Below are 26,077 nucleotides of genomic sequence, written 5' to 3'. Positions count from 1 at the left end.
CCCCTCACTGGGGCGGCCGCTGGCCGAGCGTCACGTCGAGCGACAGGCGCTGCCCACCGCGCAGGACGGTGACCCGGACGGTGTCGCCCACCTTGCGGTTGAAGATCTCTCCCTGGAAGTCGGCACCGCGCTCGATCTTCCGTCCGTCCAGTTCCACGAGGATGTCCAGCGGACGGATGCCGGCCCGCTCCGCCCCACTGCCGGGCACGACCTGCTGCACGAGCACGCCGTGGTCTGCGGCGAGCCCGTAAGCGGAGGCGACCTCGGGGGTGATCTCGATGTAGGCGATGCCGAAAAACGGGCGCTGCACCGTTCCGGTGCGGATCAGCTGATCCATGATCGTGCGGGCGACCGACGAAGGGATCGCAAAGCCGATCCCCTGCGCCTGCGGGATGATCGCGGTGTTGATGCCGATCACCTGGCCGGCGCTGTTGACCAGCGGACCTCCGCTGTTGCCGGGGTTGATGGGCGCGTCCGTCTGGATCAGGTTGTCCAGCGAGACCCCGCTGGCGGGGTCGCGGATCGTGCGGTTCAGGGCGCTGACCACGCCGACCGTCACCGTGCTGCCCAGACCGAACGGGTTGCCGATGGCGATGGCCATCTGGCCAACCTTGAGGGCCTGCGAATCGCCCAGCTCGGCGGCCGGCAGCCTGTCCTGGCTGTCGACTTTGAGCACGGCGAGGTCGGACAGGGGATCGGTCCCCACGATCCGCCCGTCGAGCGTCCGGCCGTTGAGCAGCGTGACCTTGATCTCCCGCGCGCCGCGGACGACGTGGTCGTTCGTGAGGATGTAGCCGTCCGGGCTGACGATGACGCCGGAGCCGGCACCCTGCCGCGGGAAGAGCTGGCCGAAGAAGTCGGGCGTGACCGCCACGGTTCGGATGTTCACCACCGCGGGCCGCACCTGCTCGACCACCCGGATGACGACCGACTCCTCGCGCTCGACGCGCGTAACACCGGCGCCGGGCGTCACAGGCGAGGCGGGTTGACCGGGCGACCACTGCGGTGGGGCCTGCGGGAGCGCCCGGGGGGCGAAGTAGCCACCGAGGGCACCCCCGACGAGGGACAGCAGCACGATCAGGACGACGGTCCCCGATCCCATCCCGCGCCTGGGCGGAGGGGGCGGGGGCGGTGCCTCCGGCGGCGGCGGTGTGTAGACTCGGTACGGTGTCGTAGACATGGGATCCATCCACCTCACACAATTGCATCATCTCACGGGCCCGGGCGAGATGCCCACTCTGCCCGAGGCGATATCACTACTGTTGAACATCCCCCGTGAAGAGGTGATGAATGCATCTGCGGCCGCTGCGGATCGGAGAGATCCTCGACGGTGCGGTGCGTCTGTATCGTGACAATTTTGTCCCGTTCGTGTTGATGACCGCGGCCGTCTACCTGCCGTTTTACGTCCTCGTCTACCTGTTGGTCGGCACCCTGTCACCGCGCGTGAACCTGCCGGAGATCGCATCGCAAGCGGGCGGGTTGTCGTCCCTGTTGTTCTTCTTCACCGCCTACCCGCTCGGGTCCGGGATGCTCGCCTACGCCGCCAGCGAACACGTGCTCGGCCGCACCGTGCGGGTCGGCGACGCCCTGCGCCGGATGCTGGGACACGCCACCACGCTGCTGGCGGTCGTCTTTTTGCTCGTGCTGTCGGTGAGCGCGATCCTCGGCACGACCGTGCTGCTGTTCGTCGCGCCGATGGCGGCCGGTGCGCTCGTACCCGGCTTTCTGCCGGGCGCCGTCGCGATCGCCGCGCTGGCGGCCGCGGCCGCGCTGGTGGCGATCGTGCTGATCTACGTGCGCTGGCAACTGTTTCCGCAGGCGGTCGTCGTCGAACGTCTGGGTGCGGTGGCATCCCTGCAGCGGTCCTGGCGGCTGACCGCGGGTTTCGGCTGGAAGGCGTTCGCCATCCTGCTGCTGCTGTCGCTGCTGATCTCCGTCGTACAGGTCGCAGCCGTCGCCGTGGGCACGCTGGCGCTGCGGTTCGCCGCAGTGGGCGTGCGGACGGAGGACGTCGCCGGGGCAGGACAGCTGCTGTACGCGCTGATCGGCGTCGTGCTGGAGCCCATGCGGATGGCGGGGATGACACTGCTGTACTACGACCTGCGCGTGCGCAAGGAAGGCTTGGATCTGCAGATCCTCGCGCGGGACCTGCGGCGGGGGGCGCCCGAGGTGGCAGGGTGATCGCGGTGGCGGCTGCGGCGCGCCCCGCTGCGGACCAGATCCGGCGCTGGGCCGCCGAAGCAGTGGAGGGGCTGCGGCCCGACCCGGTCCAGAGTCTGTGGCAGCAGCTGCTCGAGCAGGTCGCGCGGTGGTGGGACACGATCGTCTTGCCCACCGGCGGGCTGTCCGCCGGCGGCGCGGCGGCGGTGGTGGTCGCGTTGCTCTCGGTGGTCGCCGTCGCATTGCTGCTCCGCCGCACGCACATTCGGATGGCCCACAGGTCGCGCGCGGCGCATACCTCGCCCCAACCTGAAACCGAGGACGGTGACCCGGAGGTCGCCCGGGCCGCCGCGGCGGCGCTCGCTGCGGCGGGACGTTACCGGGACGCCGTACGGGCGCGCTACCGCGCCATGCTGGCGGAACTGGAGCGACGAGGTGCGCTGCCGCCCTGTCCGGCGCGGACGAACTGGGAGGCGGTGGCGGTGTTGCGGACAGAACCGGTCGGCGCGCCGCTGTGGGAGGCGACGACGGTGTTCGAGCGTGTGTGGTACGGCATGGCGCAGGCCGGGCCGGAGACGTACGCGCAGGCGGACCGGTTGTGCGACGCGGTCGAACGTGCACAGGCTGCGGCATGACCATACGTCAGAAGATCGGGATCGCGCAGATGCTCCTGGTGGCAGGAGCCCTGGCCGCCCTGTGGTGGCTGAACGCCCGCATCGTGCAGCAGCGCCCGCCCGTGCAGGCGCCTGTACCCTTCAGCACGTTCAACAGCACCGAAAGCGGTATGCGCGCTGTGCTGTTGCTGGCCCAGCGCATGGGCATCCGCGCGTTCGCCTGGCGCGATCCCTACGACGAGCTCGCGCCGCGCATCGCCGTACTGTGGACGACGCCGGCGACCGTCCCCTCGCGTGATCCGGCGATCGCGCGTTGGGTGCGCAGCGGTGGGACGCTGATCTACCAGGGACACCCCGACCAGGCGCCCTTCCTCGGCGAACCCTCCAACCGGCGGGCGGCTGCGCTGGCACCGCCGGCCGGTCGTGTCCGCCAGGTGTGGGGCACACCCGACGTGGCGCGCGACGTGCGCCGGGTCTGGGTCACCACGGGCGTGCGCGGGCGGCCGGGGACGGTGCTGCTGGCCGATTCAGCGGGTCCGCTGATCACCGAGCACCGTCTGGGGGCCGGCCGGGTCGTTGTGATCGCCGACAGCCACCTGTTCACCAACCGCCACCTGGCCGCCGAAGACAACGCAGTCCTGGCCGCCAACCTGCTCTTCCGTTACGCAGACGGGCGAGCGGTCGCGTTCGACGAGGTGGTCCACGGCTTCGGAGGCCAGCCGCGCAGCCCTTGGTCGCGCCTGCTCGGAGGCAACGTGGGTTGGGGCCTGGTGCAGGTCGCCCTCGCGGCCGCGCTGCTCGCACTGTCGGCCGGGTCCCACCTGGGGCCTCCGGTGCCGCTGCCTGAGCCGGAGCGCACCCGCTACGCGGTCGAGTACGTGCACTCCATGGCCAGCCTGTATCGCCGTGCCGGAGCGCGCCGTGCCGCCGCCACTGCGCTGTGGGACCACTGGCGCCGGGAGGTGGCGCCCAGACTCGGGCTGAGCGCCGCATCCGGACCCGAGGTCATCGCGTCCCGCCTGTCCGAACGCGACCGAGGGGGGTTCCGCCGCGCGCTGCAGGTGCTGGAAGCCGGGGTGCGGTCCGACGCCGACCTCGTGGAGTTCGCAGCCACCCTAGAGAAGCTGCGCAGGCAGATCCTGGGAGAGGGCGCGGTACCCTACGTCCGGAGATCCCAGAGCACGAAGCCGCGAACACTGACGGAGAACCGCTGACGACCTATCGTGGAGTCCGGAATGTTCGAGCGCATCGCACAGACGGCACGTCGCATCGCCGACGAACTCGCCAAGGCGGTGGTCGGACAGCGCGAGGTGGTTGACCTGCTCCTCGTGGCGCTGCTCAGCCGCGGGCACGTGTTGTTGGAGGGCGTACCGGGCGTCGCCAAGACCCTGCTCGCCAAAGCACTTGCCCGGACGCTGGACTGCGAGTTCGCCCGGATCCAGCTCACGCCCGATCTCATGCCCGCCGACGTCGTGGGCACGAGCGTGTTCTCCGTCACGGAGGGCACGTTCCACCTCCGCCGCGGACCCGTCTTCACGAACGTCCTGCTGGCGGACGAGATCAACCGCACGCCGCCCAAGACGCAGTCGGCCCTGCTGGAGGCGATGGAGGAGCGGCAGGTCACGATCGACGGCCGGCGCCACGCGCTGCCGGAACCCTTCATGGTGCTGGCCACGCAGAACCCGGTCGAGTACGAGGGGACCTACCCCCTGCCGGAGGCGCAGCTGGACCGCTTCCTGCTCAAGGTCGTCGTCCCCTACCCCGACCCCGACGAGGAGGTGGAGATCCTCAACCGCTTTCACGCCGGCTTCGACCCGCACCGGATCGTCGAGTCCTCGCTTCGCCCGGTGCTGCCGCGAGCCGCGATCGCCGAACTGCAGGGCGCGGTTCAGGAGGTGACGGTTGCGCCCCAGCTGATCGCCTACGTCGGGCAGATCGCCGCCCGCACGCGGACTTCGCCGACGATCCTGTTGGGGGCGAGCCCGCGCGCGGCAGCCAACCTGCTCGTCTGCAGCAAGGCGCTGGCAGCCCTACGGGGCAGGGACTTCGTGATCCCCGACGACGTCAAGCAGCTGGCCTACCCGGTGCTGCGCCACAGGATCCTGCTCCGCCCCGAGTCGGAGATCGAGGGCATAACACCCGACATGGCCATCCGGGAGGTCGTCGAGGCCGTGCCCGTTCCCCGATAGCGGTGCGTGCCATCCCCCGACGTCGACGACGGATGCGTGAGGGAGCCGGATGATCCCCTCTGCCCGTCTGGTGGCCCTCGCCGCCGCGGGTGCCGCGGCCGTGTGGATCGCGCCCGAGGGGACGGGGATCGGCGTGCTGGCCGCCTACAACACCGCCCTCGCCCTACTCGTGATCGTCGACGCGCTCCTGCCGCCCCGGCCCCAGCAGGTCGCAGTGCGGCGCACCGTGCCGTCGGTGCTGTCCAACGGCGCGGCCAACCGCGTCGTGCTGACCGCAACGAACCGCGCCAGCAGGCCCGTCCGCCTGGTGGTGCGCGACGAATTCCCGCACGAGTTCGAGGCATCGGCGACGCAGCCGACGTTGCACCTGGCGCCCGGGACCAGCGGGGAGGTCGCCTACACCGTTCGACCCAGGCGCAGGGGCGCATACCGCTTCGGCGACATCCACTTCCGGTTGTGGGGCACGCTCGGACTCCTACAGAAGACCGGCCGTGTGTCAGCCTCCCGGTCCGTGCGCGTCTACCCCAACCTGTGGGAGCTGCGTAAGTACGAACTGCTCAGCCGCCGGAACCGGCTGGCAGAGATCGGATTGCGCGCCGCGCGCCGTTTCGGCACCGGCACCGAGTTCGAGTCGGTGCGCGAGTACGTCGCCGGGGACGACGTGCGCCGCATCAACTGGAAGGCGACCGCGCGGCGCGGGCGGCCCATGACCAACGAGTACGACATCGAGCGCAGCCGCAACGTGATCCTGGTCCTGGAGACCGGGAGGCTGATGGCGTCGTGGATCGGCGACGTGCGCAAGCTGGACCTGGTGATCAATGCGGCGGTCCTCGTCGGGCAGGTCGCCGCCGACAACGGCGACAAGGTGGGCCTGCTCGCGTTCGGGCCCCGCCGGGCCATCTACGTTCCGCCCCGCAGGGGGCGCTCCCAGGTGGGTCGCATCCTACGAGCGATCTACGACCTGCAACCCGAACGCGTCGAGCCGGACTACGAGCACGCGCTGACAGACCTGTGGGTCCGAAACCGCCAGCGCTCGCTGGTCGTGGTCTTCACCGAACTGATCGACCCCGAGGCTTCGCAGACGATCCTGCGGCCGCTCGTGCGTCTGGCTGCGCGCCACCAGGTGGTCTGCGTCATGGTGCAAGATCCGCCGATGGTCGCCCTCGGGCACCGCCTGCCCAAGGATGCAGTCGAGGCGTACGAGAAGGCCCTAGCGGCCTCCGCGCTGCGGCAGCGCGACCGCGCGGTGGCCTTACTCCACTCTCGCGGCATCCCGGTCGTCGACCGCCCGCCGGAGGCGCTCTCGATCGCCGTCATCAACAAGTACCTGGAGATCAAGGGGACGGCCAGGGCCTAGACCCGCCGCGTCCACCGTGTGGACGATCGCCGTTTCTGCTCCTCCCCCTGCGGGGTCACGCTGCGCAGTCCGTCATTCCCAAGGGGCGAGGCACATTAAGGCCCCCAGCGGTACCCGTCGTCACCGCCGCGCCGATCCTCCTGATACCCGCCGAGACTCTACCGGCGCGTGGGGACGCTCCCGACGCTGCCCGCACATGCTTGGCGAGGGCGGTGGGCGGGTGTGGACTGCAAGCATGTCATGTAATATCATTACATTTAGATCTAATAATATAAGGAGTCAGGTCATGCTCATGATCGCCCAGCCGCAGGCCGTCGGCCTGAAGGCGAAGTTGTTTCGGGGGTTTGCCGATCCGTCGCGCCTGGCGATCCTCGAGGCGCTGCGCGCCGGGCCACTGACCGTGACCGAGCTCGTCGGTCTAACCGGACTGGGTCAGTCGAACGTATCGAACCACCTGGCCTGCCTGCGTGACTGCGGTTTGGTCGTGCGGGAGCCCCGCGGCCGGCATACCCGGTACCGGCTGGCCGAGCGCCGGGTCGAGACTCTACTCCGGACGGCCGACGAGGTGCTGGCCGAAGTCGCCCGCGGCGTCTATGAGTGCACGCGCTACGCCGCAAACACCCCGCCGCGCCACATCTCGCGGAGGTGACAAGGGGTGGGGCGAACCCACACGATCGAGATCCCCGTGTCGGGCATGGATTGTGGCGAGTGCGCCGCACACGTCCGGCGGGCCGTGGAGGAGCTGCCCGGCGTCGAGTCCGTCCGCGTCCTCTTGGGAGCGGGCAAGGCCGTCGTCCGGCTGGATCCGGCGCGCGTCTCGCCGGCGGCCGTGCGCCGAGCGATCGAAGCCGCGGGATATTCCGCGCCGACCCGTCCCCCGGCGGCCGAGGGCGCGCTGCACCGGCCGTTTTTGACCGCCCTCGGCGTGGTCTTTGGGATCGTGTTGTTCGCCGTCGCCGCCGGCGAGTGGCTCGGGTTGTTCGACCGCTTCACCGCCCGCGTGCCTTGGCCGGTCGGCGCGGCGATCGCGCTCGGGGCCGGCTATCCCGTCTTTCGGAACGTCGTCCGCGCAGCGCTGCGCCGTCGCATTACTGCCCACACCTTGATGACGCTGGGCGTGGTGGCGGCGCTGGCGGTCGGGGAGTGGGCCACCGCCCTGGTGCTGGTCTTCTTTATTCGCCTCGGCGACTACGTGGAGCGCTTCACCACCGACCGAGCGCGCAGTGCGATCCGTGATCTGACGGCCATGGCCCCCCAGATGGCACGGCTGGAGCGGGACGGCCGCGAAGTCGAGATCCCCGTCGAGGGCGTGCGGGTCGGCGAGATCGTCGTCGTCCGCCCCGGTGAGCGCATCCCGGTCGACGGCGAAGTCGTCGCCGGGACCGCCACAGTGGACCAAGCCGCCATCACGGGCGAGGCGATGCCCGCGGAGGTCGGACCCGGCTCGAAGGTATTCGCCGCGACGATCGCCACCTTGGGCAGCCTTCGCATCCGGGCGACCCATGTGGGATCGGACTCGACGTTCGGCCGCGTGATCCGCCTGGTGGAAGAGGCCGAAGCCCACAAGGCCGAAGTCCACCGCACCGCGGACCGGTTCGCAGCCTACTACCTCCCGGTCGTGGCGGCCATCGGCGGTCTCACGCTCCTGGTGCGCCGCGACCCGCTGGCGATGGCGGCGGTCTTCGCAGTCGCCTGCTCTTGCTCGTTCGCGCTGGCGACACCTATCGCGATGCTCGCGTCGATCGGCGCCGCCGCCCGGCGGGGCGTCCTCGTCAAGGGCGGCCGCTACCTCGAGGCGCTGGCACGCGCCGACGTCGTGCTCGTAGACAAGACCGGCACGCTCACGACCGGGCGCCCGCGCATCACCGAAGTGCTGGCGATGAACGGCGCCTCGCCGGACGATGTGCTGGCCCTGGCGGCTTCCGCTGAACGGGACTCCGAGCACCCGCTCGCCCGAGCGGTGCGCCACGCGGCACAGCACCGCGGCCTGGCATCGCTACCGGTCGAGGCGTTCGAGGCGCTGCCCGGTGCGGGCGTCCGCGCCCGCGTGGACGGCCATCTGGTCGCCGTCGGCAGCGAGCGGATCGTCCCGGAACCGGACGCGGCGGCACGGACCCAGCTGCGGGACGGCCAGACGCCGCTGTACGTGGTACGCGATGGAAAACTGATCGGCGTTCTGGCCGCCAGTGACTCCGTCCGCGACGACGCGGTGGGCGCCATACGGGCGCTGCAGGCCACGGGAATCCGCACGATCGAGTTGCTCACCGGCGACAACGAAGCATCCGCCGCCACCGTCGCCGATGCAGTCGGCATCCCCTACCGCGCGAACCTGCTACCCGCAGACAAACTCGCCGTCGTCGGGGAATACCAGGCCGCCGGACACACCGTCGTGATGGTCGGCGACGGGGTCAACGACGCGCCGGCGCTGGCACGCGCTGACGTCGGGATCGCGCTGGGTGCCGCGGGGCACGACGTCGCGATCGAGGCCGCGCACGTCGCGCTGCTGCGCGACGACTGGCACCTGGTGCCCGCCCTGTTCGAGATCGCGCGCCGGACGATGGGGGTGGTTCGGCTGAACATCGGCTTCACGACCCTCTACAACCTGGTCGGGATCTCACTGGCCGCCCTGGGCTACCTGCCCCCGATCTTCGCCGCCGCCGCGCAGTCGCTGCCCGACATCGGCATCCTCGCCAACTCCTCGCGTCTGCTGCGGCAGGGCCGATCTGCCGCTCACCCCGCCGGCCGGGCGGCGGGCGGCACACGCCCGCGCAGCACGTAGATCACGAAGACCGCTTCCGACAGAACGCCCACCGCCAGCTTGGTCGCGTTGTCGCCCGGAAAGAAACTCAAGAAGCCTTCGATGACCGCGGCGGCCACGAACAGCGGGACGGTGACGGCGAGAAGTCGGCCGCCCTCGCGCGAGCGGACCACGAGCGCGTCCTTGCGTGTGTGCATCCCGGGTGCAACGAGCGCCCAGCCGATGACGAGCCCCGCCCCGCCCGCCAGGACGATCGCCGTGAGTTCGAGGAATCCGTGGGCCAAGATCGCCGACCAGAACGGGAACGCCAACCCGTACTGGTGGAAGACCGCGCTCACCGCGCCCAACATCAGGCCGTTGAGCACCAGGACGTACGCGGTCAGGCCACCGAAGAGGATCCCTCCGCCGAAGGCGAGCATGGCCACGCGCAGGTTGTTGGTCAGCACCGCGCTGGTCAGATACGGGGCCTGCTCGCGCACCACGTCAGGGCCGGCGCGACCGGCTTCTACACGTTCGACCACTTCCTCGAAGAAATCCGGGACGAACGCCCGCAACGCCTGCGGGTCCGAACCGCCGACGGCGAACGCCACGGCGAAGCCGGCGGCGAGCAACCCCACCGCCACCGACCAGAATGGCCACGTGCGCAGCACCACCCGCGGGGCTTCGTCACGGTAGAACCGCCACACCCCGCGCATCCCCTGCGAAGGAGGCTGGTAGATCACGTGGTGCGCACCAGAAACCAGTCGGTTCAGGTAGGGGACGAGGTCGGGATAGGCAGCCCTCGCACGGGCCAGGTCGGCGGCCGTCCGGTGGTACAGGCGATCGAGTTCAGCCAGTTCTGGTTCTGACAGGCGCCACACGCGGCCGCGGTCCGCCTTGCGGACGAGCGCCTCGAGCCGGTCCCAGGCGGCCTGCCGGGTCTCGATGAAACGGTCGACGGTCATGGGAGGGTCCGCGCGGCGCCTTGTGACGGTCCGGTGCGTGTTCCATACTGCGTACTGTGGAGGACCGCGCCACCATCCTAACACCCGAACAGGTGGAGATCTCCTACGAGATCGCCGGGTTGGGCTCTCGGTTCGTCGCCGCGCTCATCGACACGGTCGTCCAACTCGCGGTCCTGGCCGCACTCCTGATCGGATTCGCCTCCACGGCACAGATCGAGGGTGCCCTGCGGGGTTACGTGTGGTGGCAGCTTGCGATTGTCCTGCTCGCGGTGTTTGCGATCTTCCCCGGGTACTTCATCTTCTTCGAAACGGCGTGGAACGGGCAGACGCCGGGCAAGCGGGCGGTCGGGATTCGCGTGGTGCGCGACGACGGTCGACCGGTGGGCTTTGCGCAGGCCGCGATCCGCAACGTCGTGCGGCTCGTGGACTTCTTGCCGCTATCCTACGGGGTCGGCGTGATCACGATGCTCCTCAACCGCGCACAGCGCCGTCTGGGCGACTTCGCCGCCGGGACGATCGTGATCCACGATGCGGTCGCACAGCGGCCCCGCGCCCTGCGGACGACGCCGGTGCCCCCCGGACGCGTGCCCCCGCGTCGGTTGCGTCCGCAGGAGTACGAACTCGTCCGCCGCTTCCTGCTGCGACGCACCGAACTCGCACCCGACGCGCGGGCGCAGCGCGCGAGGGAGATCGCGCAGGCGCTGGGGGTGGACGGCGACACCGGTACGAGTGCCGAGGAACTGCTGGAGGCGCTGGCGGCATCCCACCGCGGGGGTGGATCGGGCCACAACGCCTAGCCGAGCCGGCCCGGTCCGTACGGGCGGCGCAGGAGCCCCGTCACCGGCCGTGGAAGTCAACGATCCACGGTGACGGCGTCGCAGCGGGCGTCGGGGGCCCGGCCCCGGCGCCGGCCCAAAGCCCCAACAGGATCTTGAAGTGGGTCATCTCCAGCAGCGCGCCGTTGTCCTTGCCCACCAGCGGCGGCATGAGCTGCCACGGCCCCTCTCGCAGCCGCACCATCACGAGGAACCGCTCCGCCATCCGCCGCATCCACTCCTCGTCGGTGAGGTCGGCGCTCTCGTAGCGCGGCATGATGAACGAGGAGAACAGCGGCTGCGTACCCTGCGGCGACGGATCGAGGGGGTTGACCGGGCCGACGACCATCCACTGCGTCCCCAGGATCGCGCCGATCAGCTCCGCGCTGTGCGCGTGGTCCCGCGGAATGATCTGGAAGCCTCCCACCTGGCCGATGGGCGAGGTGGAGATGTCGATGACACCGGGGTGGTTGGCGCGGACGCGGCCGACGCCCACGTACTCCGTGCCCCCGAACCGCCCGACACCGGCCACCGGACGCAGGACGACGGCCACGACCCGCTCGCTGCGGTCCGCGTACCGCGCTCGGACCAACCCGCCGAACCGATTCTCGAACTCGATCTCCAGCGGATAGCGGGCGGGCCGCTGCACCGTGATGACCATCCGGTCGCCGATCCGCGGCGCCTGCTCGGCGAGCGGTACCACGCCGTCGGGCCGCTCGACGACGACGGGGTTGCCGACGAACGGGGCGAACCGGCCCCCGAAGATCGCGGTGCCGCCCGGTATGTCGGTGCCGACGACGTGCCGCCCGCCCGGCGCACCGCGCGGCATCAAGCTGACGATGAGGCCGCGGCCTTCCGGCGAGTCGCCCACCTTGATGTGCACCGCGTTCGCGCCGCTCGCCACCACGGTCCCCGGCGTGCCCCAGCGCGCGGCGTTGAACCCGACCGCGACGTCCTCCGCCGGACGCGCGACATGCCCGATGGCGCGCCACGTCGCGCCGCGATCCACGCTGGCCTCGATCGCACCGCCGGCCTGGTGGTCCAACCGCACCCGGTACACTTCGACCATCTCCGGTGGCGGCGGGCTCTGTGCCCCCACCGGTACGGCGACGAGCGCGAGCGTACACAGCAGCAGGATCCGCCGCATCGACCAGACCCTCACACATCACTCTAGCACCCCGTGACCGCCGCCGAACGGCAGACCGAGAGGATAAGGCCGCGCGCGCAAAGAAAGGCCATACGATGCTGAACTGGCTGCGACGGCCCAAGTACAACGCCGTGGAGCGGCGTGAACTGCCGGCCGGCCTGTGGGTGAAGTGTCCGAAGTGCGCCCAGCTCGTGTATCGTAAGGAACTGGAGCGCAACCTGAAGGTCTGTCCCAAGTGCGGGCACCACCACCGGATCAGCGGCCCGGAGCGGCTCGCACTCATCGTGGACGAGGGGACGTTCGAGGAGTGGGACGCGGAACTGGCGTCCACCGACCCGCTGGGCTTTCCGAACTACGCGCGCCGGTACCAGGAGGTGCGCCAGCGCACCGGCCGCAACGACGCGGTGATCACGGGCGAGGGGTTGATCCTCCGCGTCCGTGTGGCCGCGGCATTCATGGACTTCGAGTTCTTCGGCGGCAGCATGGGGTCCGTGGTGGGCGAGAAGGTCACGCGCATGTTCGAGCGGGCGGTCGCGCGCGGGCTGCCGGTCGTCACGTTCAGCGCCAGCGGCGGCGCACGGATGCAGGAAGGAGCGCTGTCGCTGATGCAGCTGGCGAAGACCAGCGCGGCCGTGCAGCGACTGCACGACGCCAGGCTGCCCTTCGTTTCGGTGCTCTGTGATCCAACGACGGGCGGGACCAGCGCGTCGTTCGCCATGCTGGGCGACGTCCACATCGCCGAACCCGGGGCCCTGATCGGGTTCGCCGGCGCGAGGGTAATCGAGCAGACGATCCGCCAGAAGCTGCCGGAGGGGTTCCAGACGGCAGAGTTCCTCCTGCAGCACGGGATGATCGACCGCATCGTGCCGCGTGCCGAGCTGAAGGACGCCGTCGCCGATCTGCTACAGTTGCTGGGGTGCTCACCCGAAACCCTTCCCGAGCAACCGGAGGTCGACGGTGACCGCTCACCCGGCGCCCAGTAGAACCGAACTCGAGCGACGGCTGCAAGAGGTCGAAGAGCAACTCGCGCGCCTGACCCGGGTGCAGCGGGACGAGGGGGTTGATCTGCGCTCCCAGATCACCGCGCTGACCGAACGCGCGAACGAGCTCCGCGAGGCGGTCTGGCGGGACCCGACGGCCTGGCAGATCGTCCAGGCGGCGCGCCACCCCCAGCGGCCGAAGCTGGCCGACTACCTGGCCGGCCTGTTCACCGACGTCACCGAACTGCATGGCGACCGCCTGTTCGCCGACGATCCCGCCATGTTCTGCGGGCTGGCGCGTTTCGACGGGACGCCGTGCGCGGTGATCGGCCACTACAAGGGCAGGGAGACCCGCGAGAACATCGAGCGCCGCTGGGGAATGCCGAATCCGGAAGGCTACCGCAAGGCGGTGCGGATCATGCGGCTGGCCGAAAAGCACCGCCTTCCGGTGATCTCGCTGGTGGACACGCCGGCCGCCTACCCGGGCGTCGAGGCGGAGGAGCGGGGGCAGGCCGAGGCCATCGCGCGCAGCATCATGGTGATGTCGCAGCTGCGCACGCCGATCGTGGTGGCAATCACCGGGGAGGGGGGCAGCGGGGGCGCGCTGGGCATCGCCGTAGGCGACCGTATTCTGATGCTGCAGTACGCCATCTACTCCGTGATCCCGCCGGAGGGGTGCGCGGCGATCCTGTGGCACGACGCCTCCCGCAAGGAGGAGGCGGCGGCGGCGCTGAAGCTCACCGCGCCCGACCTGCTGCAGCTGGGGCTCATCGACGAGATCGTGCCGGAGCCGCCCGGCGGCGCCCACCTCGACCCGGACTCCGTCATGAACGCGCTGCGGGAGGCGTTGCGGAACGCCCTCGGGTCGCTGCGAGGTCTCAGCACCGAGACGCTGTGCGCGGGCCGCTACGAGAAGTACCGCCGCATGGGAAAGTATGTGGGGAGCTGACCGTCGAGGGGAGCCCATGGAGAACAACGAACGCGGGGCCCTGAACTTCGAAGAGATCCGCGAACTCGTGCGGATCGCCAGCGAGGCCAACATCACCGAACTGGAGGTGGAGGCGGGTCACCTACGGGTCGCAATCCGCAAAGCCGCCGCGCCTGTTCCCCCCGCCCCAGCTCTGCCCCCGGCGACGGTCGACAACCCTGGTCCGGCGCCGGCCGCTGCCCCGCCCGACACGATGCCCGCGCACTGGGTGCCGGTGACCGCGCCGATGGTCGGCACGTTCTACCGAGCTCCCTCCCCTGAGGCGGCGCCCTTCGTCAACGAGGGGGATTGGGTCGAGGAGGGGCGGACGCTGTGCATCATCGAGGCCATGAAGATGTTTAATGAAATCCCGGCGGACGTGAGCGGCCGCGTCGTGCGGATCCTGGCGGAAAACGGAGCACCCGTCGAGTACGGCCAACCTCTGTTCTTGATCGACCCGCGGGGACAGTGAAACCCATGACCCCGAATCCCTGATGTTCAAAAAGGTTCTCATCGCCAACCGCGGAGAGATCGCGGTCCGCGTGATCCGTGCGTGCCGCGAGCTGGGTGTGCGCACGGTTGCGGTGTACTCCGAGGCCGACCGGAACGGCCTGCACGTGAAGCTGGCCGACGAAGCGTTCTGCATCGGGCCGCCTCCGGCCGTCGAGAGCTACCTGAACATCCCGAACATCATGAGCACCGCCGAACTGCTGGGGGTGGACGCGATCCACCCCGGGTACGGGTTCCTGGCCGAGAACGCGCACTTCGCCGAGATCTGCCGCGATGTGCGGATCGCGTTCATCGGGCCCACGCCCGAGGCCATCGAGGCGATGGGCAACAAGTCCCGGGCCCGCGAGATCGCCCAACGGGCCGGTGTGCCGGTGATCCCGGGCAGCCCTGGGCCGGTGCGCACCGAGGCCGAAGCCGAGGCCGTCGCCGCCCGCATCGGATACCCCTTGATCATCAAGGCGTCGGCCGGCGGGGGCGGGCGCGGCATGCGCTACGTCCATACCCGCGAGGACCTGCCGCGGGCCTTGCAGCTGGCCCAACAGGAGTCCGAGGCCGCATTCGGCAGCGCCGAGATCTACATCGAGAAGTACCTGGACGAGCCGCGCCACGTCGAAGTGCAGATCCTCGCCGACACCCGCGGCAACGTCGTGCACCTGGGCGAGCGGGAGTGCTCGATCCAGCGCCGCCACCAGAAGCTGCTGGAGGAAGCCCCTGCGCCGGGGATCTCCGGGCGTCTGCGCGCCAGCCTCCACCGCGCCGCCGTGCGCATCGCCCAGGCGATCGGCTACACGAACGCCGGCACGATCGAGTTCTTGGTCGACCGCGACGAGAACTTTTACTTCATGGAGATGAACACCCGAATCCAGGTCGAGCACCCCGTGACGGAGATGACGACGGGACTCGATCTGGTGCGCGAGCAGATCCGCGTGGCCGCCGGCGAGCGGCTGAGCTGGCAACAGAAGGACATCGAATTCCGCGGGCACGCGATCGAGTGCCGGATCAATGCTGAAGACCCGACCCACGACTTCCGCCCCTCGCCCGGACGTGTGAGCGGGTTCATCGTGCCCGGCGGACCCGGGATCCGCGTGGACACGCACGTCTATGCCGGCTACACGATTCCGCCGTACTATGATTCACTGATGGCGAAGATCATCGCCTGGGGTCGCGACCGCCCCGAGGCGATCGCGCGGATGGAGCGGGCGCTGCGGGAGTTCGAGGTCGCCGGGGTTCGGACGACGATTCCGTTCCACCGACTGCTGCTCGACAACGCGTTCTTCCGGCGCGGCGAGGTCTATACCAACTTCGTGCAACGCCGGATCGACCTGGCGGCCCTGCCACGGTGACGAAGCAGGACACACGCATGAGGCAACTCGACCAGACGCTGAGCGCCGAGCTCTTGCTCGACTGGTACCGGACGATGGTGCTCGTCCGGCGCTTCGAAGAGCAGACCGAGCGCAGTTTCCGCCGCGGCAAGATCGGCGGCTACCTCCACGTCTACACCGGGCAGGAAGCCGTGGCCACGGGCTTTTTGGCCGCCCTACGCCCCGACGACATCTACTTCACCGGCTACCGCGATCACGCCCACGCCCTGGTGCGCGGCACGGACCCTGGCGCCGTGATGGCCGAGCTGTACGGCAAGGCAACGGGCGTCTGCAAGGGCAAGGGCGGATCGATGCACCTGTTCGACGTCGAGCGCGGTTTTTACGGTGGCTACGGCATCGTCGGTGGCCACATCCCGTTGGCCGTCGGCGCCGCCTACACCCTGCGATACCGCGACACCGACCGCGTCTGCTTGTGCTTTCTGGGCGACGGCGCGGTCAACTGCGGTGCGTTCCACGAGGCCGCCAACTTGGCCGGGTTGTGGGGACGGGAGGGCCTGTGTCCCGTCGTGTTCGTCATCGAGAACAACCAGTACGCGATGGGCACCTCGGTGGAGCGTTCGTCGGCGGTCAGGCACCTGGCGCGTCGGTTTGACGCCTACGACATCCCCAACGAGCAGTGCGACGGCATGGACGTGATCGCGGTCTACGAGGCGGCACGCCGGATCGTCGACGACGTGCGCCGAACCGGACGGCCGTACGGCATCGAAGCGATCACCTACCGCTTCGCCGGGCACGGGGCCGCCGACCTCTTCCAGCCCTATCGGGACAGGAAAGAAATCGAGGCATGGAAGGCGCGAGACCCCATCGTCCTGCTGGAGCAGAGGCTGCGCGGCCAGGGCGCGCTCGACGACCAGAAGGTTGATGAGATCGGCGCGTGGGCGGATCGGGTGGTCGAAGAAGCGGTCACGTTCGCCGAGGCCAGCCCCCAACCCCCGCCGGAGGAGCTGTACACGGATGTGTACGGAGACTAGGGTCCCCTGACGGCCTCGGACCGACCGCGGAGCAGAGGTGGCCGATGGTCGAGATGACCTACCGAGACGCCATCAAGACGACGCTCGTCGAGGAGATGGACCGCGATCCGAGCGTTCTGCTGCTCGGCGAGGACATCGGGATCTACCAGGGCACCTTCCGCATCACCGAGGGGTTGCTGGAAAGGTACGGGCCCAAGCGTGTGATCGATACGCCGATCTCCGAACTGGGGTTCATCGGCGCCGCGATCGGGATGGCGATGCTGGGGTTGCGACCGGTCGTCGAGGTCATGACGTGGAACTTCTCCCTGCCGGCCGCGGACCAGATTCTCCAGAACGCCGCCAAGGTGCGTTACTTCTCGGGCGGGCAGGTCGACGTGCCGATGGTCATCCGCGGCCCCAACGGCGCCGGCGTGCAGCTCTCGGCGCAGCACTCCCAGTCGTTCGAGTCCTTCTACGGCCACTTTCCGGGGCTGAAGGTCGCCGCGCCCGCTACGCCGGCGGACGCCAAGGGTCTGCTGCGCACGGCCATCCGGGGCCGCGACCCGGTGATCTTCTTGGAGCACGCCGCCCTGTACGGCACGAGGGGACGGGTCCCCGACGGCGACCACGCCGTCCCGTTCGGCCGTGCCACCGTGGTGCGCGCCGGCAGCGACGCCACCGTCGTAGCCTACAGCCGCATGCTGCACCTGGCGCTCGCAGCGGCCGAGCGGCTCGCGCAGGACGGGATCGAGTGCGAGGTAGTGGACGTGCGCACGCTGCGGCCGCTGGACGTCGAGACGATCGCGGCGTCGGTCCGCGCCACCCACCGTGCGGTCGTCGTGCAGGAGCAATGGAAGCCGTATGGCGCCGCTGCCGAGATCACCGCAGCCATATACGAACACTGCTTCGACGACCTCGACGCGCCCGTCGAGCGGGTGACCGGCGAGGACGTCCCGGCGCCGTACGCGCGCAACCTGGAGCTGCTGGCCTTCGCCAACGAGGAGAAGATCGTCGAGGCGGTGCGGAGGGTCACAGCGTAGGCGGCGTCAGCGCCGCCCGGGGGTCGTCATGGCGGAAGTGATCATGCCCAAGATGGGCGACGCGATGACCGAGGGGAAGATCCTGGCCTGGCGCAAGAAGGAGGGCGACAGGGTCGCAAAGGGCGAGGTGATCGCGGAGATTGAGACCGACAAGGTCAACGTCGAGATCGAGGCCGAGACCGCTGGCACGCTCACTCAGATCGTGGCCGCCGAGGGCAGCACCGTCCCGGTAGGACAGGTCATCGCCTACATCGACGGCAAGCGGCGCGCCGAGCCCCCCAAGGAGCCGGCCGCCCAGCCCGCCGCCCCCTCGGACGAGGTGGCCCGGGCCCCCGAGCCGACGCGCCACAAGCCGGCCGAACGCGAGGAACGCATCAAGGCCTCTCCGCTGGCCCGGCGGCTGGCCGCCGAACGCGGCATCGACCTGTCGCAGCTGACCGGCACTGGCCCGGGGGGGCGCATCGTGGAGCGGGACATCGAAGCCCATCTGGCGCGGGTGCGCACCGGGCCGGCCGGCCTGGCCGCGCCGGCCGAGGACTACGAGGACGTGGCCCTGTCGCGGATGCGGCAGGCCATCGCCCGCACCGTCGTCGCGAGCAAGCAGACGACGCCGCACTTCTACGTCACCGCCGAAGTGGACATGACACGCGCGCTGGAACTGCGCCGCCAGCTCCTCGAGGCCTACGGCGAGGACGAAGGAAGGGTCAGCGTCAACGACCTGATCCTGAAGGCCACGGCCCTCGCCCTCCGCCGCCACCGGGACTTGAACGCGCAGGTCGTGGACGACCGCACGTTGCGCCGCCACCGTCGGATCCACCTGGGGATCATGGTCGCCACGCCCGACGGGCTGATCGCGCCCGTGTTGCGGGACGCCGATGGGCGTTCGGTGCTCGAGATCGCCCGCGAGGCACGCCGCCTGATCGAGGGTGCCCGCCAACGCCGCCTCAAGCAGGAGGAGTACACCGGCGCCACCTTCTCCGTGAGCAATTTGGGCATGTACGACGTGGTGAACTTCGTCGCGATCATCAACCCTCCGCAGGCCGGCATCCTCGCGGTGGGGCGCGCGCAGGAGCGCCCCGTCGTGCGCGACGGCCAGGTCGTCGTGCGTCCGGTCCTGGCGATCACGGTCTCTGCGGACCATCGCGTCACCGACGGCGTGGGGGCCGCCGAGTTCCTCGTCGAGGTCAAGCGGCTGCTGGAGAATCCAATCCTGTTGCTGGGCTGAACGTCTCGTCTTCTTCTACAGCGTCTCGACCGCCCCCGGCGCAGTCACCTGCGCGAACTCTTCCGGGTGTAGGATCCCCGCGAGGATCTCCAGGCCCGTGACGATGCGAGGGCCGGGACGGCTGAAGTACGAGGTCGCTTCCGTCAGGTAGACGCGCCCGCTGCAGAAGGCCGGGAGATCCCGCCAACCGGGCCTGCGGGTGAGCAGGTGGATCTCCTCGCGCGTGCGGGGGACGTCGAACCCGCACGGCATCACGACTACCACCTCGGGCTGCGCGGCCACGACGCGCTCCCAGGGCACGGCGAAGGAGGGTTCCCTCGGCCGGCCCAGCACATCCTGGCCCCCGGCCAGCTCGACCATCTCGGGGATCCAGTGCCCGGCGACGTAGATGGGTTCCAGCCACTCGATGCACACGACCCGCGGTCGGGGCAGCGAGGTGGTGCGCTCGCGCACGCGGTCGATGCGGGCGCGCAGCTCGGCCACCAGCGCCTCGGCCCGCGCCGAGCGCCTGGTCCTGTGGCCGACAAGCCGGATGGTCTCGAGGATGTCGAACAACCCCAGCGGTTCGAGCGAGACGATCGTCGTGTCTGCGTCCAGCACCTTCGCCGCCTCGGTGACCATGGTGTACGAGGGCGCGCATACCGTGCACAGTTCCTGCGTGAGGATGAGGTCCGGTCGGAGTGCCGCCAGCTGGGCGGCGTCGAGGTGGTAAACGCTTCGGCCCCGATGCACCCGTTCGCGGATGACCGCGTCGATGCGGCCGCTGGGCATGTCGGTCGTAACGACCGCCTCGCTCAGCACCGGCTTGCCGAAGATCTCCGGTGGGTGGTCGCAGTCGTGGGAGACACCGACGAGCGCGTCCGACAGCCCGAGGGCGCACACGATCTCGGTGGCACTGGGCAGCAGAGAGACGATCCGCATCCCGTCTACATCCTACTGAAATCTAGACCGGGAAGACCTGCGCGAACCACTTCGCCCACACCGCGGACGCGACCTGCCAGAGCCCCACCGCGACGAGGACGCGAGCCTCCGGGCCTCGTAGTATCGGATCGTGCGCGCGTTCGCCCCGCAACGTGCCGCGAGTTCACCGATCCGCATCCCCGACACCTCCCCACGCGCTCCGCAGCTGTTCCAGCGCCCGCCGGTATACCTGCAGGTCCCGTTCCCCGAACAGCACCATGCGCACCGTGTCAAACGCGTCCGGGTTCGCCTCCACGAAGTCACGGATCGTCCGCAGTGCGATGTCCGCCGCGCGGTCGATCGGAAAGCGGTAGGCGCCGGTGCTGATCGAAGGGAACGCCACGGTGCGCATTCCCCTTTCGTGGGCGACTCGCAGGCTGCTGCGGTAGGCGCTGGCCAGCACGTCGTCTTCGCCCTTGCCGCCGCCCTCCCATACCGGACCGACGGTGTGGATGACGAACCTGGCCAGTAGGTTTCCCCCGGTGGTGATGACCGCCTGCCCGGGCGGCAGTCTGCGGTCCGGCAAGGTCAGGACGATCCGCTTGCACGCCTCCAGGATCGCCGGGCCGCCGGCCCGGTGGATCGCACCGTCGACCCCGCCGCCTCCCATCAGTGACGGGTTGGCCGCGTTGACGATCGCATCGACTTCCTGCTTGGTGATGTCGCCCTGCACGATCTCGATCGAAGTCTTGCCCACCACGATGCGCATGGTCGACCTCCGGCCGTCATCCTTCCTCGTCCATCTCTGCCTCGTGCAGCGCCACATAGGCGGCCCCGATCACCCCCACGTCGTCACCCAGGGCCGCGGGCACGATCCGGGCGGCGCGGAATGGCACTTCGAATGCGGTGCGTTGGGCCATCTCGATCAGCGGTGCCATGAGCAGGTCGCCCGCTCGCGCCACACCGCCTCCGATCACCACGACCTCGGGGTTGAGGAGGTTGAGCATGCTGCCCACCGCGTAGCCCACGTACCGCCCGGCGCGGGCGAACGCCTCGCGCGCGAGTTCGTCGCCGGCTGTGGCCGCCGCGGCCACATCGTGCGCCGACAGTTCGTTGCGGTCCCCCAGCGCGGTGCGGCGGCCGAGCGTGATCTGGTCGCGGACCCACCGCACGATCGCCGGCCCGGCAGCGATCCCCTCGAGGTGTCCCACGCGGCCGCACGGGCAGACCGGGCCGTTGGGGTCTACCACCGTGTGGCCGATCTCCCCGGCGGTGTCCGAAGCGCCCCGGTAGATCCGCCCGTCGAGGATCAAGCCGCCGCCGATCCCGGTGCTGACGGTGACGTACAGCGCGTGGCGTGCGCCCCGCGCCGCGCCCCGCCACCACTCCCCGCACGCGGCGGCGTTGGCGTCGTTCTCCAACACCACGCTGTGACCCAACCGCTGCTCGAGCGTCTCACGCAGGGGGACGTCGTGCCACCCTCTCAGGTTCGGAGGCTCGAAGACCACACCCTCGCGGATGCTGAGAGGACCCGGCACCCCCACCCCCATGCGCCGCGGAGACTGGAGGGTCCGCGAGGCCAACGCCTCGACGGCGTCGGCGATCGCCTCCACGACCGCCTCCGGCCCCGACTGCGGCGTCGGTCGCAGCTCGGTGTCGGCCACCGTGCCGGAGTCGTTTACCAGGCCGACCCGCAGCTTCGTCCCACCGATGTCCACGCCCCACACCCATCGGCCCACCGCGCACCTCCCCAGGACGCCTGGATTCGTGTTCGCGCCCGACGGCCCGAACCCCGCCAGCAGGAGACCGAGACGTCCGTCTCCAAGTTACGCAAGCGGGTGGAGGTGCGCGAATGGTCTATGTGATCGGTGGGGCGGTCGTCGCTCTGTGGATCTTGGTGTCGGCCATCAAGATCGTCCGGGAGTACCAGCGCCTGGTCGTGTTCCGCCTCGGGCGCTCGATCGGACAGCGGGGTCCCGGTATCGTGTTCCTGATCCCGATCGTGGACCGCGCGGTGTGGGTGGATTTGCGGGAAGCCTTCCTGGAGATCCCTTCCCAGACCTGCATCACCAAGGACAACGCGCCGATCAACATCGACTTCTTGATCTACTGGAAGGTGATCGACCCTGAGTCGTCGGTCATCCAGGTCGCCGACTTCGCGGGTGCGGCGAGGGGCATCGCGACGACGACGCTTCGGGCCGTCATCGGCGACATCAGCCTGGACGACGTGCTGGCCCGCCGCGAGCAGATCAACCAGGTGCTGCGGGCAAAGCTGGACGAGGTGACCGAGCGTTGGGGCGTGAAGGTGACCGCGGTCGAGATCCGCGAGATCCTGCCGCCGCGCGAGGTCCAGGAGGCGATGACGCGCCAGATGTCGGCCGAACGCAACCGGCGGGCGGTCGTCACCGAGGCTGACGGCAAGCGCGAGGCGGCGATCAAGGTCGCCGAGGGCGAAAAGCAGGCCGCGATCCTCAAGGCCGAGGGAGACCGCCAGGCCGCCATCCTCCGGGCGGAGGGGTTCGCGCTGGCGCTGGACAAGATCTTCGCCGTCGCCCGCAACGTCGACAGCAAGACGATGGCCCTGCAGTACCTTGAGGCGTTGAAGGCGTTGGGGGAAGGCCCGGCCACGAAGTTCATCTTCCCGATGGAGTTCACGAGGCTGCTCGGGCCGCTCGGTGAACTGACCGGAAAGGCCTTCGGCGACAAAGACGGTTCGTGACCGTGCCTGGGGCCGACCGCACCGACCTCGATCGGATCCACAGCGTCTGTGATCTGGAGGCGCTCGCCCGGGACCACATGGACTCCGCCACGTGGGCGTACTACGCGGGCGGCGCCGCCGACGAAGTCACGCTGCGGGACAACGTCTGGGCCTTCACCCGCTACCGGCTGAGGCCGCGGGTGTTGGTGGACGTCTCCCGCGTCGATCCCCAGACGACCGTGCTCGGGACGCCGGTGGCCATGCCGGTCGGGCTGGCGCCGTGCGCGCTGCAAGGGCTCGCCCACCCGGAAGGGGAAGTCGCGACAGCACGCGCGGCGGCCGAGGCCGGCGTCCTAATGTGCTTGTCGACGCTGGCGAGCCGGACGATCGAGGACGTCGCCGCCGTCCGCCCGGGACCGCGCTGGTTCCAGCTGTACGTCTACCGCGACCGCACAGTCGCAGAGGCACTCGTGCGCCGCGCGGAGACTGCCGGCTACACGGCAATCGTGCTCACCGTGGACCTGCCCGTCCCCGGTTATCGCGAGCGCGAACTCCGCGAACCGTTGGACCTGTCACGGTGCAAGCCGGCGAACCTACCGGCCGAAGGCGACCTGATGGACACCGTCTCGCTGCACTTCGACCGCTCCCTGTCGTGGGGCGACCTGGCGTGGCTGCGGTCGCTGACCCGGCTGCCGATCGTGCTGAAGGGGGTCCTGACCGCGGAAGACGCGCAGCAGGCCGTAGAGCACGGGGTCGAGGCGGTGTGGGTTTCCAACCACGGCGGCAGGCAGCTCGACCGAGCGGTGGCGGCGATCGACGCGCTCGCGGAGATCGTCGATGCGGTTGGTGGTCGCGCCGAGGTGTACGTGGACTCCGGCATACGCCGCGGCACGGACGTCGTCACCGCCCTGGCACTAGGTGCCCGGGCCGTCTTCGTCGGGCGTCCCTACCTGTGGGGCCTGGCTGTGGCCGGCGAGGCCGGCGTGGCACGCGTGCTCCAGATCCTCCGGGAGGAACTGGTGAACGCGATGACGCTGCTGGGCGTGACGCGACCGGAACGCATCGGCCTCGAACACGTCCGGGCGGTCGGCATCAGGACGACGACCGCATACGAGCAGCAGCAAGGCCCCGCGCGCTGACGGGAAACCTGCCGGGATCCCCGGCCGCGCGAACGCGCCGACGACGGGCCATGCGAACGGCGGTGTGGTCAGATGATGGCTTTGTGGGTCTCGGCATCGAACAGGTGCATCCTGCGCAGATCCAGCGCCACGGTGACGTCGTCCCCCATCTTCGCCGGGCTGTGGGCGTCCACGCGGGCGACAATCGAGTGTCCCCCGGCGTCCAGGTAGAGGATGACGTCCGAGCCGAGTGGCTCGTGGACCTCGACCTTCGCGCGCAGGACCGCGTGATGCTCCTGGGGAGAGGCGAGTGCGGCGTCCTCCATGTGCTCGGGACGGACGCCGAACACCACGCGCCTGCCTTCCCAGTCCTTCACGTACTCCGACAGGCCGGCGGGAACGGGGATCCGCCAGTTGCCGGCGTCGAACGCGAACGCGCCGTCGCCCCGCATCAAAAGCCCCTCGACGAAGTTCATCGCGGGGCTGCCGATGAACCCCGCCACGAACACGTTGGCCGGGCGCTCGTAGAGATTGAGGGGTGTGTCGACCTGCTGGACCACCCCGTCCCGCATCACCACGATCCGGTCACCCATCGTCATCGCCTCGACCTGATCGTGCGTGACGTAGATCGTGGTCGTCTGCAGGCGGGCGTGCAGCTTCTTGATCTCCGCGCGCGTCTGCACCCGCAGCGCGGCGTCGAGGTTGCTCAGGGGCTCGTCCATCAGGAAGACCTGCGGCTCGCGCACGATCGCTCGCCCCACCGCCACCCGCTGGCGCTGGCCGCCCGACAGCTGCTTGGGCTTGCGCTGCAGCAGGCCCTCGATCCCCAGCATCGCCGCCGCTTCCCGCACGCGGCGGTCGATCTCCGCCTTCGGATACTTCCGCAGCTTCAGCCCGAACGCCATGTTGTCGTAGACGGTCATGTGGGGGTACAGCGCGTAGTTCTGGAAGACCATCGCGATGTCGCGGTCCTTGGGGGCGACGTCGTTGACGCGTCGGTCGCCGATGTAGATGTCGCCCTCGGTCGCCTCCTCCAGCCCGGCGACCAGCCGCAGGCAGGTCGTCTTGCCGCACCCCGAGGGCCCCACCAGGACCGTGAACTGGCGGTCGGGGATCTCGAGCGTCACGTCCTTGACCGCCGTCACGGCTCCAAACCGCTTGGTGACGTTCTCGAGCAGCACTCTCGCCATACCGTCCTTCCTCCACCGCCTCGGGCCACGCGCGCCCCCGTCGAGCTAGGGGGGCGTCCCTGCCTCCCCCAACCGACGCTTCAGTTCGTCGATCACCGGCACCGGATAGGGATCCACCTCGTTCGAATACGCCAGGTACACGCTCACGAGGTCACCGAACAGGATCAGGGACATCAACCGGGCCAGCGGATCTGCACCCTCGCTGTGTACCTCGTGGAACCCCGCGGCTCCGCCGAGGGCGATCTCCCGCGTGATCTCGACCCTCTGCGCAAGGCGCGGCGGGTCGGACGCGTCGCGCAGCACGACGACCTCGAACAGCCCGTCGGGCTGACCGCTCAGCCCCCACCCTACGGTCTCATTGTGGTTCAGTTCGGGGAAGGTGTTCCAGACCGCGTACACCTTGCCGTTCTCGTTGAGCTGGCACTTCCAGCGCAGCGCCGCCGCTTCGGTGAAGCGGGACGCGGCGTAGACGACGGGCACCCGGCCGAGCAGGCTGCGCGCAAGCTGTTTGGCCGGGTTGTCCGACTGCGGCCTCTCCGGACCCCAGGCCGCGCCCAGCGCGGCGAGCAGCAACGCGGCCTCCTCCAACCCTGCGGCGTGACCTCGGACGACCTCCCAGCGTTCGAGGACCGCCAGCAACGGCGCGAACAGGTATCCCAGCGCGGCCCGCGGTGGCCAACCGGAGGGGATCGAGATCACCGGCACGCCGTCGGCGTGCGCGCGGTGAGCGAGTTCACCCCCGGAAGTGATCGCCACACACCTCGCCTTCGCCCTCCGGGCCGCGGCGTAGGCGGCCAGTGTCTCCTCGGTGTTGCCGGAGTACGAGCAGGCGAATGCCAAAGTCCGCGGACCAACCCATGCCGGCAGAGCGTAGTCCTTGACGACCACGACGGGGAACGGAGCGGAGTCGAACAGCACACTTCGGAGGAGATCGCCCCCGATCCCCGACCCGCCCAGGCCCATGACCAAGACGTGGTCCACCGCGTCCGGTGCGCCACCGACGTCCGCCTCGAGGCCGAGCGCCCACCCCTCGCGCAGCGTCTCGCCCAGCCGCAGCGCGAGCCCCAGCATGTCCTGCGGGTCCAGCGCGCGCCTGCGGTCTGCGTCGTCCAGCAAATGCGGCATACCGATAG

26 protein-coding genes are annotated in these 26,077 nt (G+C 69.8%); 17 read left to right on the top strand and 9 right to left on the bottom strand.

Annotated elements, in window-relative coordinates; all coding sequences use genetic code 11:
• Positions 1-4: 4 nt before the first annotated feature.
• The gene (locus QN163_04835; protein ID MDR5683336.1) at positions 5-1,189 is read right to left on the bottom strand and encodes a trypsin-like peptidase domain-containing protein; all 1,185 of its coding nucleotides are present in this window, start codon (positions 1,187-1,189) and stop codon (positions 5-7) included.
• A gap of 101 nt (positions 1,190-1,290) precedes the next feature.
• Between QN163_04835 and QN163_04830 the strand changes: the two genes are divergently transcribed.
• The 7 genes from QN163_04830 to QN163_04800 all read left to right on the top strand — a co-directional run bounded on the left by QN163_04830 (position 1,291) and on the right by QN163_04800 (position 9,099).
• Positions 1,291-2,181 (top strand): hypothetical protein, encoded by an 891-nt coding sequence (locus QN163_04830; GenBank protein ID MDR5683335.1) that lies wholly within the window; start codon positions 1,291-1,293, stop codon positions 2,179-2,181.
• Positions 2,178-2,795 (top strand): DUF4129 domain-containing protein, encoded by a 618-nt coding sequence (locus QN163_04825; GenBank protein ID MDR5683334.1) that lies wholly within the window; start codon positions 2,178-2,180, stop codon positions 2,793-2,795. Before QN163_04830 ends, QN163_04825 begins: the two co-directional genes overlap by 4 nt.
• The gene (locus QN163_04820; GenBank protein MDR5683333.1) at positions 2,792-3,988 is read left to right on the top strand and encodes a DUF4350 domain-containing protein; all 1,197 of its coding nucleotides are present in this window, start codon (positions 2,792-2,794) and stop codon (positions 3,986-3,988) included. The genes QN163_04825 and QN163_04820 overlap by 4 nt, the downstream gene beginning before the upstream one ends.
• Positions 3,989-4,009: 21 nt before the next feature.
• Positions 4,010-4,963, top strand: coding sequence for a MoxR family ATPase (locus tag QN163_04815; GenBank protein MDR5683332.1), 954 nt, complete (start codon positions 4,010-4,012; stop codon positions 4,961-4,963).
• Positions 4,964-5,012: 49 nt separating this feature from the next.
• A complete protein-coding gene (locus QN163_04810; protein MDR5683331.1) occupies positions 5,013-6,320 on the top strand; it encodes a DUF58 domain-containing protein in 1,308 nt (435 codons plus the stop codon).
• 286 nt (positions 6,321-6,606) lie between these two features.
• Positions 6,607-6,969 carry a metalloregulator ArsR/SmtB family transcription factor gene (locus QN163_04805; GenBank protein MDR5683330.1) on the top strand — a complete coding sequence of 121 codons (363 nt, stop codon included), beginning with the start codon at positions 6,607-6,609 and terminating at the stop codon, positions 6,967-6,969.
• A gap of 6 nt (positions 6,970-6,975) precedes the next feature.
• Positions 6,976-9,099 carry a cation-translocating P-type ATPase gene (locus tag QN163_04800; GenBank protein ID MDR5683329.1) on the top strand — a complete coding sequence of 708 codons (2,124 nt, stop codon included), beginning with the start codon at positions 6,976-6,978 and terminating at the stop codon, positions 9,097-9,099.
• On the opposite strand, the gene QN163_04795 is transcribed toward QN163_04800, so the two are convergent.
• Positions 9,051-10,022 (bottom strand): stage II sporulation protein M, encoded by a 972-nt coding sequence (locus QN163_04795; protein MDR5683328.1) that lies wholly within the window; start codon positions 10,020-10,022, stop codon positions 9,051-9,053. The genes QN163_04800 and QN163_04795 overlap by 49 nt on opposite strands.
• Positions 10,023-10,114: 92 nt before the next feature.
• On the opposite strand from QN163_04795, the gene QN163_04790 reads away from it, so the two are divergent.
• Entirely contained in the window at positions 10,115-10,819 is a 705-nt protein-coding gene (locus QN163_04790) for an RDD family protein (protein MDR5683327.1), read from the top strand.
• Between the two features lie 40 nt (positions 10,820-10,859).
• On the opposite strand, the gene QN163_04785 is transcribed toward QN163_04790, so the two are convergent.
• On the bottom strand, positions 10,860-11,984 hold the full coding sequence (locus QN163_04785; protein ID MDR5683326.1) for a hypothetical protein: 1,125 nt from the start codon (positions 11,982-11,984) through the stop codon (positions 10,860-10,862).
• Between the two features lie 95 nt (positions 11,985-12,079).
• Between QN163_04785 and accD the strand changes: the two genes are divergently transcribed.
• The 7 genes from accD to QN163_04750 are packed head-to-tail and all read left to right on the top strand — an operon-like array spanning position 12,080 to position 19,038.
• Positions 12,080-12,967, top strand: coding sequence for an acetyl-CoA carboxylase, carboxyltransferase subunit beta (gene accD / locus QN163_04780; protein MDR5683325.1), 888 nt, complete (start codon positions 12,080-12,082; stop codon positions 12,965-12,967).
• Positions 12,942-13,913, top strand: a complete 972-nt coding sequence (locus tag QN163_04775; protein MDR5683324.1) for an acetyl-CoA carboxylase carboxyltransferase subunit alpha — start codon at positions 12,942-12,944, stop codon at positions 13,911-13,913. Before accD ends, QN163_04775 begins: the two co-directional genes overlap by 26 nt.
• 16 nt (positions 13,914-13,929) lie before the next feature.
• On the top strand, positions 13,930-14,403 hold the full coding sequence (gene accB, locus QN163_04770; protein ID MDR5683323.1) for an acetyl-CoA carboxylase biotin carboxyl carrier protein: 474 nt from the start codon (positions 13,930-13,932) through the stop codon (positions 14,401-14,403).
• Positions 14,404-14,425: 22 nt separating this feature from the next.
• Entirely contained in the window at positions 14,426-15,784 is a 1,359-nt protein-coding gene (gene accC, locus QN163_04765) for an acetyl-CoA carboxylase biotin carboxylase subunit (protein ID MDR5683322.1), read from the top strand.
• Between the two features lie 17 nt (positions 15,785-15,801).
• Positions 15,802-16,794, top strand: coding sequence for a pyruvate dehydrogenase (acetyl-transferring) E1 component subunit alpha (pdhA, locus tag QN163_04760; GenBank protein ID MDR5683321.1), 993 nt, complete (start codon positions 15,802-15,804; stop codon positions 16,792-16,794).
• Between the two features lie 44 nt (positions 16,795-16,838).
• On the top strand, positions 16,839-17,813 hold the full coding sequence (locus tag QN163_04755) for an alpha-ketoacid dehydrogenase subunit beta (GenBank protein MDR5683320.1): 975 nt from the start codon (positions 16,839-16,841) through the stop codon (positions 17,811-17,813).
• Between the two features lie 28 nt (positions 17,814-17,841).
• Entirely contained in the window at positions 17,842-19,038 is a 1,197-nt protein-coding gene (locus tag QN163_04750; GenBank protein MDR5683319.1) for a dihydrolipoamide acetyltransferase family protein, read from the top strand.
• A gap of 15 nt (positions 19,039-19,053) precedes the next feature.
• Here the strand turns inward: QN163_04750 and QN163_04745 are convergent, their stop codons facing one another.
• Genes QN163_04745 through QN163_04730 form a run of 4 tightly spaced genes read right to left on the bottom strand, consistent with a single transcriptional unit; the run spans position 19,054 to position 21,677 of the window.
• A complete protein-coding gene (locus tag QN163_04745) occupies positions 19,054-19,959 on the bottom strand; it encodes a cobalamin-binding protein (GenBank protein MDR5683318.1) in 906 nt (301 codons plus the stop codon).
• 12 nt (positions 19,960-19,971) lie between these two features.
• On the bottom strand, positions 19,972-20,136 hold the full coding sequence (locus QN163_04740; GenBank protein MDR5683317.1) for a MerR family DNA-binding transcriptional regulator: 165 nt from the start codon (positions 20,134-20,136) through the stop codon (positions 19,972-19,974).
• Positions 20,123-20,707: an O-acetyl-ADP-ribose deacetylase gene (locus QN163_04735; GenBank protein MDR5683316.1), complete on the bottom strand. Its 585-nt coding sequence runs from the start codon at positions 20,705-20,707 to the stop codon at positions 20,123-20,125. The genes QN163_04740 and QN163_04735 overlap by 14 nt, the downstream gene beginning before the upstream one ends.
• A 16-nt stretch (positions 20,708-20,723) precedes the next feature.
• Positions 20,724-21,677, bottom strand: coding sequence for an ROK family protein (locus QN163_04730; GenBank protein MDR5683315.1), 954 nt, complete (start codon positions 21,675-21,677; stop codon positions 20,724-20,726).
• 113 nt (positions 21,678-21,790) lie between these two features.
• On the opposite strand from QN163_04730, the gene QN163_04725 reads away from it, so the two are divergent.
• Together QN163_04725 and QN163_04720 are read left to right on the top strand one after the other, a co-directional pair.
• Positions 21,791-22,657 carry an SPFH domain-containing protein gene (locus tag QN163_04725; protein MDR5683314.1) on the top strand — a complete coding sequence of 289 codons (867 nt, stop codon included), beginning with the start codon at positions 21,791-21,793 and terminating at the stop codon, positions 22,655-22,657.
• The gene (locus tag QN163_04720) at positions 22,654-23,775 is read left to right on the top strand and encodes an alpha-hydroxy acid oxidase (protein MDR5683313.1); all 1,122 of its coding nucleotides are present in this window, start codon (positions 22,654-22,656) and stop codon (positions 23,773-23,775) included. The genes QN163_04725 and QN163_04720 overlap by 4 nt, the downstream gene beginning before the upstream one ends.
• Before the next feature lie 68 nt (positions 23,776-23,843).
• On the opposite strand, the gene ugpC is transcribed toward QN163_04720, so the two are convergent.
• A complete protein-coding gene (gene ugpC, locus QN163_04715; GenBank protein ID MDR5683312.1) occupies positions 23,844-24,944 on the bottom strand; it encodes a sn-glycerol-3-phosphate ABC transporter ATP-binding protein UgpC in 1,101 nt (366 codons plus the stop codon).
• A 45-nt stretch (positions 24,945-24,989) separates the two neighbouring features.
• Positions 24,990-26,069: a bifunctional phosphoglucose/phosphomannose isomerase gene (locus QN163_04710; GenBank protein MDR5683311.1), complete on the bottom strand. Its 1,080-nt coding sequence runs from the start codon at positions 26,067-26,069 to the stop codon at positions 24,990-24,992.
• Positions 26,070-26,077 lie beyond the last annotated feature (8 nt).

The organism is Armatimonadota bacterium, assembly GCA_031432545.1.
GTDB lineage: Bacteria > Sysuimicrobiota > Sysuimicrobiia > Sysuimicrobiales > Sysuimicrobiaceae > Caldifonticola > Caldifonticola tengchongensis.
Note: the sequence above shows the minus strand (reverse complement) of the source record. Positions and strands in the feature narration are given on the sequence as shown.

Excerpts from the sequence above, each read along its gene's own strand:
- QN163_04810 (MDR5683331.1), top strand. The coding sequence starts at position 5,013 with ATGATCCCCTCTGCCCGTCTGGTGGCCCTCGCCGCCGCGGGTGCCGCG.
- pdhA (MDR5683321.1), top strand. The coding sequence starts at position 15,802 with ATGAGGCAACTCGACCAGACGCTGAGCGCCGAGCTCTTGCTCGACTGG.
- QN163_04755 (MDR5683320.1), top strand. The coding sequence starts at position 16,839 with ATGGTCGAGATGACCTACCGAGACGCCATCAAGACGACGCTCGTCGAG.
- QN163_04815 (MDR5683332.1), top strand. The coding sequence starts at position 4,010 with ATGTTCGAGCGCATCGCACAGACGGCACGTCGCATCGCCGACGAACTC.
- QN163_04750 (MDR5683319.1), top strand. The coding sequence starts at position 17,842 with ATGGCGGAAGTGATCATGCCCAAGATGGGCGACGCGATGACCGAGGGG.
- QN163_04830 (MDR5683335.1), top strand. The coding sequence starts at position 1,291 with ATGCATCTGCGGCCGCTGCGGATCGGAGAGATCCTCGACGGTGCGGTG.
- QN163_04710 (MDR5683311.1), bottom strand. The coding sequence starts at position 26,069 with ATGCCGCATTTGCTGGACGACGCAGACCGCAGGCGCGCGCTGGACCCG.
- QN163_04785 (MDR5683326.1), bottom strand. The coding sequence starts at position 11,984 with ATGCGGCGGATCCTGCTGCTGTGTACGCTCGCGCTCGTCGCCGTACCG.
- QN163_04835 (MDR5683336.1), bottom strand. The coding sequence starts at position 1,189 with ATGGATCCCATGTCTACGACACCGTACCGAGTCTACACACCGCCGCCG.
- QN163_04795 (MDR5683328.1), bottom strand. The coding sequence starts at position 10,022 with ATGACCGTCGACCGTTTCATCGAGACCCGGCAGGCCGCCTGGGACCGG.
- ugpC (MDR5683312.1), bottom strand. The coding sequence starts at position 24,944 with ATGGCGAGAGTGCTGCTCGAGAACGTCACCAAGCGGTTTGGAGCCGTG.
- QN163_04725 (MDR5683314.1), top strand. The coding sequence starts at position 21,791 with ATGGTCTATGTGATCGGTGGGGCGGTCGTCGCTCTGTGGATCTTGGTG.
- accC (MDR5683322.1), top strand. The coding sequence starts at position 14,426 with ATGTTCAAAAAGGTTCTCATCGCCAACCGCGGAGAGATCGCGGTCCGC.
- QN163_04735 (MDR5683316.1), bottom strand. The coding sequence starts at position 20,707 with ATGCGCATCGTGGTGGGCAAGACTTCGATCGAGATCGTGCAGGGCGAC.
- QN163_04805 (MDR5683330.1), top strand. The coding sequence starts at position 6,607 with ATGCTCATGATCGCCCAGCCGCAGGCCGTCGGCCTGAAGGCGAAGTTG.
- accB (MDR5683323.1), top strand. The coding sequence starts at position 13,930 with ATGGAGAACAACGAACGCGGGGCCCTGAACTTCGAAGAGATCCGCGAA.
- QN163_04820 (MDR5683333.1), top strand. The coding sequence starts at position 2,792 with ATGACCATACGTCAGAAGATCGGGATCGCGCAGATGCTCCTGGTGGCA.
- QN163_04745 (MDR5683318.1), bottom strand. The coding sequence starts at position 19,959 with ATGCGGATCGTCTCTCTGCTGCCCAGTGCCACCGAGATCGTGTGCGCC.
- accD (MDR5683325.1), top strand. The coding sequence starts at position 12,080 with ATGCTGAACTGGCTGCGACGGCCCAAGTACAACGCCGTGGAGCGGCGT.
- QN163_04740 (MDR5683317.1), bottom strand. The coding sequence starts at position 20,136 with ATGCGGATCGGTGAACTCGCGGCACGTTGCGGGGCGAACGCGCGCACG.